This is a genomic window from Amycolatopsis sp. NPDC003861 (genome assembly GCF_053605405.1).
Genome location: NZ_JBSGJD010000089.1, coordinates 23,116 through 32,681, shown reverse-complemented (window position 1 = coordinate 32,681; position 9,566 = coordinate 23,116). Strand labels below are relative to the sequence as shown.

Below are 9,566 nucleotides of genomic sequence, written 5' to 3'. Positions count from 1 at the left end.
GTCTCGGGTACCGATGCCGCGTCGGCACGCTCAGCGCTTGTGCCGTGGGTGCCCCACACCTGCGACGCCGCCTGTTCGGCGTGGCCCACGCCCACAGCCTCCGATGCCACCGGCGGCCCGGGAACCTCCGGCCGCAGCGGCGGGCTGAACCTGCGGACGGCTCTCGGTGGGCCGTCGAACCCGACGTGGGTCGAGTGGCTTATGGGGTTCCCCGAGGGGTGGACCGACGTCGCGCCCTCGGCAACGCCGTCGTCCCCGACGCCGCCGAACGCCTCGGACGACTGATCCTCGCCACCCACCACGCCGCCACCGCGGTGGCCGCGGCTTGACCGACCACAGGTAGGGAGATCCACTGATGACCACCGTGGACAGCACCGTGTCGGCGATCGACTCCGCCATCGGCGAACCGGCCCGCGAGGGCACCTGCTGCCAGTGCGGACGCCCGCTCGCTGACTCGCCGTCGGAGGACTTCTGCACCGAGAACTGCCAGACGATCTGGCGCGCCGAGCACACCACCGTCCTGCCCGGACACGAAGTGCTGGACCGGGTAACCGCATTCGTCTCGCGGTACAACGCGTTCCCGTCCAAGCACTGCGCGCCCATGCTCGCGCTCTGGTACGCCCACACCCACGCCGCGGACCACTTCTACGTCACGCCGCGGCTGATCCTGTCCAGCGTGGAGCCGGGCAGTGGGAAGACGCGTGTGCTGGAAGTCGCTCAGTACCTGGTCCGGGCACCGGAGATGACCATCTCCGCCACCACGGCCGCGCTGTTCCGGATGGTCAACGAAGGACCGATCACCATCCTGTTCGACGAAGTGGACACGATCTTCAACCCGAAGAACGGCGGCAACACCGAGGACCTGCGCGGCCTGCTCAACGCCGGGTACAAGCGCTCCGCCACCATCGCCCGCTGCGTCGGCGACGCCAAGGCCATGAAGGTCCAGCGGTTCCCCGTCTACGCCCCGGCCGCGCTCGCCGGCATCGCCGGAAACATGCCCGACACCATCACCACCCGAGCCATCACCGTCCACATGCAACGGCGCCGCGAAGACGAAGAAGTCGCCGAGTTCTGGGAGGAGGAAGTAGAGGCCGAAGCCGCGCCGCTGCGCGAACAGCTCGCGGCGTGGGTGGCCACCGTCACCGACAAGGTGGCCAAGGGCCGACCGACCATGCCCGAGGGTGTGCGGGACCGGTCGGCGGAGATCTGGCGGCCGTTGATCGCCATCGCTGACGCCGCAGGCGGAGACTGGCCGGGAGTGGCCCGGGCAGCCTGCACCCACTTCGTCGCCGTCGCCGCGGCCGACCGCAACGGCGGCGGACTGCGCATCAGGCTGCTGTCGGACCTGCGGGACCTGTTCACCGCCCGGGGTGTCGACGAGCTACCGACCGCGGAGATCATCGACGCACTGTGTGAGCTGGACGAAGCACCCTGGGCCGACCTGAGCGGCAAGCCGCTCGACTCCCGCCGGCTGGCCAAGGAACTCAAGCCCTACGGCGTCACCTCGAAGAACATCCGCCAACCCGGCGGTGCCATCCCCAAGGGCTACGCCGTGTCCGGGCCGGGCGGACTCGCCGACGCGTGGAGCCGCTACCTGCCTGCAAGCGCTACGTCCGCTACAGCCGCTACACCGCAGTTCAGGGGCGTAGCGGATACGCAGGGCGTAGCGGACGCATCCGCTACAGCCGCTACCTCACCCGGAGCCCGTAGCGGATAGAGCCGCTACACCCGCCGTATCCGCTACGCCCCTGACCAGGCATGTAGCGCTTGTAGCGGACGTAGCGGACCAGTCCAGCCATCCCCGTAGCGCTTCCGAGCGCTACGCACCCAACGGAGGAGCCCATGCGCATCACCGCCACCCGCACCGCCACCCGAAGGGCTCACACCACCGATGGCTACCGCCAACGAACTCACCCAGCTCGCCGTCACCCTCGCGAAGCTCGCCGAATCCCTCGCCACGCGTGAAGCCGAACCACCACCCGCTCCCGTCCGGCAGATGCCCGAACGCGTCCTGCTGACTGTCGAGGAGGCCGCGGAGCGGCTCGGGATCGGCCGAACTCTGGCCTTCCGTCTGGTCAAAACCGGCGAGCTCGAATCCGTCCAGATCAGTCGCCTTCGCCGCGTCCCGGCGTCCGCCGTTCGCGAGTTCGCAGAACGGCTCGTGATGGACGCCGCCCACAACCCAGCCGCCTGACCGAAGGGAACCAACATGCCGCGACGCAATCGCCCGGAAGGCACCCGCGCTCCCAACGGAGCCAGCAGTATCTACCTCGGCAAAGACGGCTACTGGCACGGTCGCGTAACCGTCGGCGTGAAAGACAACGGCAAGCCCGACCGCCGGCACGTCCAAGCGAAGACGGAAGCGGAGGTGACGAAGAAGGTTCGGGAACTGGAACGCGCTCGGGACACCGGGGCGCTGGAGAAGGCCGGCCCGGCCTGGACAGTCGAACGGTGGTTGCTGCACTGGTTCGAAACCATCGCTCTGCCTTCGGTCCGCTACAAGACACAGACCTACTATCGGACAGCAATCAGCAAATACCTGGTCCCTGGGATCGGCGCCCACAAGCTCAAGAGGCTTGAGTCGGAGCACATTGAGAAGTTGTACGCCCGCCTGCGGAAGGAAGGCGCCAAGTCGGCCACCCTGCAACAGGTTCACATCACGCTGCGCGCTGCGCTGAACGAGGCAGATCGGCGAGACCGCCTCAGCAAGAACCCCATCAGCGCCGTCAGGTCCCCGAAGATCGAAGAAACCGAAATCGACCCGCTCACCGTCGCCGACGCGAAGGCGATCTTCGCGTCAACGCGGACCCTGCGAAACGGCGCGCGTTGGGCCGTCGCGCTCGCGCTTGGCCTGCGGCAGGGAGAAGCCCTCGGCTTGAAGTGGACCGATCTCCAGGTCGAGTGGCACCACGGATGCGGGGAGCCGCGCTGCGCCGCGCGCACGGCGCAAGACTGCCCGAGCGCGCACGTCACCGGGCTGCTGGTCGTCCGCCGGGCCCTTCAGCGCCAGACCTGGCAGCACGGTTGCGGCGAACGTCCCTGCGGCCGCAAGCGCGGCGCTGATTGCCCCCAGCGGCACGGCGGCGGGTTGGTGGTGGTCGAGCCGAAGTCCCGCGCCGGCCGACGGGTGGTCAGCGTCCCGCCCCCGCTCGTCCTCGCCCTACTCGCGCACAAGGAGCAGCAGGAGACCGAACGGCGGATCGCGGCCGACTTGTGGCACGACGGGCAGTGGGTCTTTGCCCAGCCCACCGGCAAGCCCACCGACCCGCGGGCGGACTACGGCGAGTGGAAGGCCGTCCTCAAGGCCGCCGGCGTCCGGGAAGCGCGCCTGCACGACGCGCGCCACACCGCGGCGACGTTCCTGCTCGTGCTCGGGATCGGCGAGCGAGCGGTCATGGACGTCATGGGCTGGTCCAAGATCACGATGGCTCAGCGCTATCAGCACGTGCCCGACGAAGTCCGGCGCGGCATCGCCACGCAGCTCGGTGGGCTGCTCTGGCAGGCACCGGGAGACGACGACGGAGAGCCGCCGGCGGCCGCGCTCGTACCCGCGTAGAACGCCGAATGAGACGAGAACTGAGACGGAAGGCGACCAGGGAGTTTCCGAAGAAAGGAGACTCCCTGGTCAGAGGGGAGCCGGCAAGGGGGCTCGAACCCCTGACCTTCTGTTTACAAGACAGATGCTCTACCAGCTGAGCTATACCGGCCTGGCGCCGAGACGCCGCAGCCAGTGTACCGAGCCCTCTCCGGTGATCGATTCGCGGAGCGGGATCCGCAGGTCCAGGCCACTATGGAGGGACGTGGTGGACGCCACTCCATGATCCGTGCAACGGTCGGCGGGTGGCCGTCGATGGTCTTCGGGGAACGAGCGAGGAGGTGGATGGATCATGAAGATCAACGAGCGCACCAACGGGGGCCGGGCGACCAGATGGCCGCTGCTGGAACCCCCCGCTCAGCGCCCCCGGGTCCACCGCCCCACCCTCCTCAAGCGGCGGCCGTGGCACGTCCTCGAAGCGCCCACCGGGGAGTTCCCCGCCGTCGATGCCGATGAGGCCATGGGGCCGCAGCTGCCCGACGAGGCCACCGTCAACTTCGTGCTCGACCTGAGCCTGCGCATCGGCGAGGTCCAGATGGCCAGCGGGGCCGGCGCCTCGGACGTCACCGCGACCATCATCGCCATCGCCGGCGCGCTCGGGCTGCCGCACTGCGAGGTCGACGTCATCTTCACGTCGATCACCGTGACCTGCCACCGCGGCACCGACCTGACGCCCATCACCGCTCTGCGCGTCGTGCGCAGCCGCAGCCTCGACTACACCCGGCTGACCGAGACCGAGAAGCTCGTCCGCAAGATCGTCCGCGGGCACATGGGCGCCGAGCAGGCGCAGACCGAGCTGGAGCGGATCACCTCGGCGCCGCACCCGTACCCGCGCTGGGTCGCGACGCTGTCCTGGGGCGGGGTCGCCGCGTTCGTCACCATCCTGCTCGGCGGCGGGTTCGACATCGCGCTCGTCGCGTTCGTCATCAGCGGCGTCATCGACCGGGTCGGCCGGGTGGTGAACCGGTACGGGCTGCCCTTCTTCTTCCAGCAGGTGGTCGGCGGCCTGGTCGCCACGCTCTCGGCCATGCTCATCGTCAGCAGCAACGTCCTGACCACGGACAAACCGACGCTGGTCGTCGCGGCCGCGGTCACCGTGCTGCTGTCCGGGCTGTCCACCGTCTCGGCCGTCCAGGACGCCATCACCGGCTACAACGTCACCGCCGCCGGCCGCACCATGGAGACCGCGCTGATGTCGGCGGGCCTGATCGCCGGGGTCGTGCTCGCCCTGCGGATCGCCGTCATGCTCGGCCTGCCGCGCACCCCGCTGCCCGAGGTGACCGGCTCGACGCCGCAGCAGCTGCCGCTCGTCGTGCTCGGCGGGGCCGGCGCCTCCGCCTGCTTCGCGCTCGCGAGCTACTCGAAGATGCGCGCCATGCTGGTCGCGGCGGCCGCGGGCGGCATCGGCGCCGCCGTCTACGGCTCGCTCATGCTGGCCAAGCTGGACGGCGTGAGCTCGTCCGCGGTGGCCGCGACGCTGGTCGGGTTCTGCGGCGGCGTGCTCGCGCGGCGGCTCGGCGTTACTCCACTGGTGGTCGCCGTGTCCGGGATCACTCCCCTGCTTCCCGGCCTCTCGACCTACCGTGGTCTATACCAAATCGGGGTGGAGCCGAGCGGCAACATCTCGACGCTCATGACGGCCGTCGCAATCGGGCTTGCCCTGGCAGCGGGCGTGGTACTCGGGGAATGGCTCGCCCAGCCGGTGCGCACCGGCCTGGGCAGGCTGGAGCGCCGGTTCGCCGGACCACGCATGGCTGGTCCGCTCGAGCCGACGGAACGGAGCTTGGAGTAACACCGCGGTCACCGAATGTTCATCGCTCACGCGATAGGGTTTCACTCTGGGGCCGCGACCCAGACGCGAGGAGCAGGCGACGTGAGTGACCAGAAGGAGAACGCGAACCAGGCCGATTTCGTCGTGGTGGCGAACCGGCTACCGGTGGACCTCGAACGCACCGCCGAGGGCGAGCGCCGGTGGACGGCCAGCCCGGGCGGGCTGGTGTCGGCGCTGGAGCCGTTCCTGCGGTCGAGGAAGGGCGCCTGGGTGGGCTGGCCCGGCGTCCCCGACGTCGACGTCGACGAGTTCGACGACGACGGCCTGGTGCTGCACCCGGTTTCGTTGAGCGCCGACGAAGTCCGCGACTACTACGAAGGTTTCTCCAACGCGACGCTCTGGCCGCTCTACCACGACGTCGTCGAGCGCCCGGTGTTCGACCGCGCGTGGTGGAACAGCTACGTCAAGGTGAACCGCCGGTTCGCCCAGGCCAGCGCCGAGGTCGCCGCTCCGGGCGCGACCGTGTGGATCCAGGACTACCAGCTCCAGCTGGTGCCGGCGATGCTGCGCGAGCTGAGACCGGACCTGCGCATCGGCTTCTTCCTGCACATCCCGTTCCCGCCGGTCGAGCTGTTCATGCAGATGCCGTGGCGCGCCGCGATCATCCGCGGCCTCACTGGCGCCGACCTGGTCGGCTTCCACCGCCCCGGCGGCGCGCAGAACTTCCTCTGGCTGTGCCGCCAGCTGATCGGCCTCGAGTCGACGCGCGGCGCGGTCGGCGTCCGGTCGCGGCCGGGCACCATGCAGGTCGGCGACCGGACCGTGCGGGTCGGTGCCTTCCCCATCTCCATCGACGCCGCGGGCCTCGACAGCCTCGCCCGCACCAAGGGCGTCCAGGAGCGGGCCGCCCAGCTGCGGCGCGACCTCGGCAACCCCAAGACGGTCCTGCTCGGCGTGGACCGGCTCGACTACACCAAGGGCATCGACCTGCGGCTGCAGGCGCTGCACGAGCTCCTGCACGAGGGCCGGCTGCAGCCGGACGACGTCACGTTCGTCCAGCTCGCCACCCCGAGCCGCGAGCGCGTCGAGCACTACCAGCGGATGCGCGGCGAGATCGAGCAGATGGTCGGCCGGATCAACGGCGAGTTCGCCCGCGTCGGCCACCCGGTCGTGCACTACCTGCACCAGTCCGTGGACCGCACCGAGCTGGCCGGGTTCTTCTCCGCTGCCGATGTCATGGTGGTGACCCCGCTGCGCGACGGCATGAACCTGGTGTGCAAGGAGTACGTCGCCGCGCGGCACGATCTGGGCGGAGCGCTGGTGCTTTCCGAGTTCGCGGGCGCGGCCGCCGAGCTCTCTAGCGCATTCCTCGTGAACCCTCACGACCTGGACGGGGTGAAGGACGCACTAGTGGCTGCCATTACCCTCGACCCGGCAGAGGGCCGTCGCCGGATGCGCGCCATGCGTCGCCAGGTCCTCACGCACGATGTCGATCGTTGGGCGCGCTCGTTCTTGCAGGCGTTGGGTGCCGAGGGGGTCGACTAACCCGAACGACCACGCACGAGCTCCTGAGGAGGAGTGTTGACTGCCGAGGCCCTGCCCGCCGAGCTGCGGCGCGCGATCGTCCAGATCGCTCGCACGCCGCGTCTGCTGGTCGCTTGCGACTACGACGGCACGCTGGCACCCATCACCCTCAACCCCGACGAGGCACGCCCGCTGCCCGAGTCCGTCGGGGCCCTCAGATCGCTCGCCGGTCTGCACGAGACCACCACGGCGGTCATCTCCGGCCGTGCGCTGCGCGACCTGGCCACGCTCTCGCGGCTGCCCTCCGAGGTGAACCTCGTCGGCAGCCACGGCTCCGAGTTCGACATCGGCTTCATCCACGCCCTCGACGAGAAGGCGCGCGGGCTGCACCGGCGGCTGGAGTCCGAGCTCGAGCAGCTCGTGCTGGACGTCCCGGGCGTGTCGCTGGAGGTCAAGCCGGCCAGCATCGCGGTGCACGTCCGCCGGGCCGAGCACGAGGCCGGCCGTCGCGTGCTCGCCGCCGTCCACTCCGGACCATCCACCTGGGAAGGCGTCTCGACCACCGACGGCAAGGAAGTGGTCGAGCTGGCGGTCGTCCAAACGGACAAAGGCCACGCACTGGACATCCTGCGCCACCAGGTCGGCGCCACGGCGGCGATCTTCCTCGGCGACGACGTCACCGACGAGAAGGCCTTCGCCCGGCTGTCCGGTCCCGACCTGGGCATCAAGGTCGGCGACGGCGAGACGCTCGCCGGGTTCCGCGTGCCCGACACCGTGGACGTGGCGCTGGTGCTCGGCTTCCTCCTCGAGGAACGCCGGAACTGGCTGTACGGCGAGTCGGCCCCGCCGATCGAGCGGCTGTCGATGCTGGCCAACGAGCGCTCGGTCGCGCTGCTGACGCCGGACGCGAAGCTGACCTGGCTGTGCCACCCCGGCCCGGACGCGCCCGCGGTGTTCGCCGACCTGCTCGGCGGCGAGGGGGCCGGCCACTTCTCCATCAAGCCGCACCGCAACGGCCTCCCGCTCGGCCAGCGCTACCTGCCGAACACGATGACGGTCGAAACGCGCTGGTCGCGCCTGCTCGTCACCGACTACCTCGAGCCGGAAAGCGCCCCGCACCGGACGGACCTGGTCCGGGTGATCTCGGGCGAGGCGGCGGCGAGCGTCAAGTTCGCGCCGCGGCCCGAGTTCGGCGGCGTGCCGGTGAAGCTCGAGGTCACCGAAGGCGGTGTCCGGGTGCTCGGCACGTCGGAGCCGTTCGTGCTGTACTCGCCGGGCGTCGAGTGGACCATCACCTCCGACGGCCTGCACGACACCGCGTCCGCGCTGGTGCAGCCGACGCCGACCCAGCCGGTCGTGCTGGAGCTGCGCTGCGGCACCACCGACCTCGGCCCGCACGAACTGTCCGAAGTGGAACGCCGGGACCGCGCGGGCCGCTACTGGAGCGAGTGGACGTCGAAGCTGCAGCTGCCGAAGGTGCAGACCGACCTGGTACTGCGCTCGGCGCTGACGCTGCGCGGCCTGGTCAACACCGACACCGGCGGCGTGCTGGCGGCGGCGACGTCGTCGCTGCCGGAGGAGATCGGCGGCGTCCGCAACTGGGACTACCGCTACTGCTGGATCCGCGACGCCGCGATGACCGTGCGGGAGCTCGTGCACCTGGGCTCGATCGAGGAGGCCGAGGGCTACCTGCGCTGGCTGCACGGCGTGCTCGCCACGCTGGCCGGCCCGGAGCGCCTGCACCCGCTGTACACCCTCGCCGGCAGCGTCATCGGCGCCGAAGCGGTCATCGAATCGCTGCCCGGTTACGCCGGTTCGCGCCCGGTTCGCGTCGGCAACCTGGCGAACCACCAGGTCCAGCTGGACGTCTTCGGCCCGGTCGTCGAGCTCGTCCGGACGCTCGCGGAGGCGCGCCACGAGCTGCGCGACGAGGACTGGCAGATGGTCCGCGCGATGGCGGAAGCCGTGACGCGGCGCTGGAACGAGCCCGACCACGGGATCTGGGAGGAGCGGCACGTGCCGCGCCACCGGGTCTACTCCCGGGTCATGTGCTGGGTGACCATCGACCGCGCGATCGCGCTGGGCGAGCAGTACGGCCGGGAGATCCCGGGCAACTGGCACGGCCTGCGCGAGGAGATCAAGGCGGACGTCCTCACCCACGGCTGGAACGACGAGGTCCAGGCGTTCACCACGGCCTACGACGGCACGGACCTGGACGCGGCCTCGCTGTTCGTCGGCCTCACCGGCCTGATCGACCCGGCCGACGAGCGCTTCCAGCAGACGGTGACCGCGATCGAGGCGGAGCTGCGCAGTGGGTCCACTGTGTACCGTTACCGCCGCGACGACGGCCTCCCCGGCGGCGAGGGCGGCTTCCACATCTGCGCGGCGTGGCTGATCGAGGCGTACCTGCTCACCGGGCGGCGCACCGAGGCCCAGGAGCTGTTCGACCAGATCGTCGCGGCGGCGGGCCCGACCGGCCTGCTGCCGGAGCAGTACGACCCGATCGCGGAACGGTCCCTCGGCAATCATCCGCAGGCCTATTCCCACATCGGGCTCATCCGCTGCGCCAACTTGCTGGCGGCCAGTTAGCCCTTTCGGTCCGAAAGTCCGTGAAGGCCACGTCGAGGGACAGTTAGTCCCTTACTGTGGCCTTCACGGCTTTCGGAGGTGAGACGG

The 9,566-nt window shown here is 70.2% G+C and carries 6 protein-coding genes and 1 tRNA gene; 6 read left to right on the top strand and 1 reads right to left on the bottom strand.

What is annotated here, in order from left to right:
* Positions 1-355 precede the first annotated feature (355 nt).
* From ACWEVN_RS22570 to ACWEVN_RS22560, 3 genes are all read left to right on the top strand, one after another.
* Positions 356-1,717, top strand: a complete 1,362-nt coding sequence (locus ACWEVN_RS22570; protein ID WP_452052571.1) for a DUF3631 domain-containing protein — start codon at positions 356-358, stop codon at positions 1,715-1,717.
* A 174-nt stretch (positions 1,718-1,891) separates the two neighbouring features.
* Positions 1,892-2,194 (top strand): helix-turn-helix domain-containing protein, encoded by a 303-nt coding sequence (locus tag ACWEVN_RS22565; RefSeq protein WP_452052570.1) that lies wholly within the window; start codon positions 1,892-1,894, stop codon positions 2,192-2,194.
* Between the two features lie 15 nt (positions 2,195-2,209).
* Positions 2,210-3,556, top strand: coding sequence for a tyrosine-type recombinase/integrase (locus ACWEVN_RS22560; protein WP_452052569.1), 1,347 nt, complete (start codon positions 2,210-2,212; stop codon positions 3,554-3,556).
* A gap of 78 nt (positions 3,557-3,634) precedes the next feature.
* On the opposite strand, the gene ACWEVN_RS22555 is transcribed toward ACWEVN_RS22560, so the two are convergent.
* Positions 3,635-3,707 (bottom strand) — tRNA-Thr (locus ACWEVN_RS22555).
* 180 nt (positions 3,708-3,887) lie between these two features.
* Here ACWEVN_RS22555 and ACWEVN_RS22550 point away from each other — a divergent pair.
* From ACWEVN_RS22550 to otsB, 3 genes are all read left to right on the top strand, one after another.
* Complete coding sequence (locus tag ACWEVN_RS22550) at positions 3,888-5,387, top strand: threonine/serine ThrE exporter family protein (RefSeq protein WP_452052568.1); 1,500 nt, start codon at positions 3,888-3,890, stop codon at positions 5,385-5,387.
* Between the two features lie 81 nt (positions 5,388-5,468).
* Entirely contained in the window at positions 5,469-6,911 is a 1,443-nt protein-coding gene (locus ACWEVN_RS22545) for an alpha,alpha-trehalose-phosphate synthase (UDP-forming) (RefSeq protein WP_310968938.1), read from the top strand.
* Positions 6,912-6,947: 36 nt separating this feature from the next.
* The gene (gene otsB / locus ACWEVN_RS22540) at positions 6,948-9,479 is read left to right on the top strand and encodes a trehalose-phosphatase (protein WP_449686431.1); all 2,532 of its coding nucleotides are present in this window, start codon (positions 6,948-6,950) and stop codon (positions 9,477-9,479) included.
* Positions 9,480-9,566: the final 87 nt, after the last annotated feature.

Bases quoted from the DNA above. Each gene is read 5' to 3' on its own strand.
- ACWEVN_RS22570 (WP_452052571.1), top strand. From the start codon at position 356: ATGACCACCGTGGACAGCACCGTGTCGGCGATCGACTCCGCCATCGGC.
- ACWEVN_RS22565 (WP_452052570.1), top strand. From the start codon at position 1,892: ATGGCTACCGCCAACGAACTCACCCAGCTCGCCGTCACCCTCGCGAAG.
- ACWEVN_RS22560 (WP_452052569.1), top strand. From the start codon at position 2,210: ATGCCGCGACGCAATCGCCCGGAAGGCACCCGCGCTCCCAACGGAGCC.
- ACWEVN_RS22550 (WP_452052568.1), top strand. From the start codon at position 3,888: ATGAAGATCAACGAGCGCACCAACGGGGGCCGGGCGACCAGATGGCCG.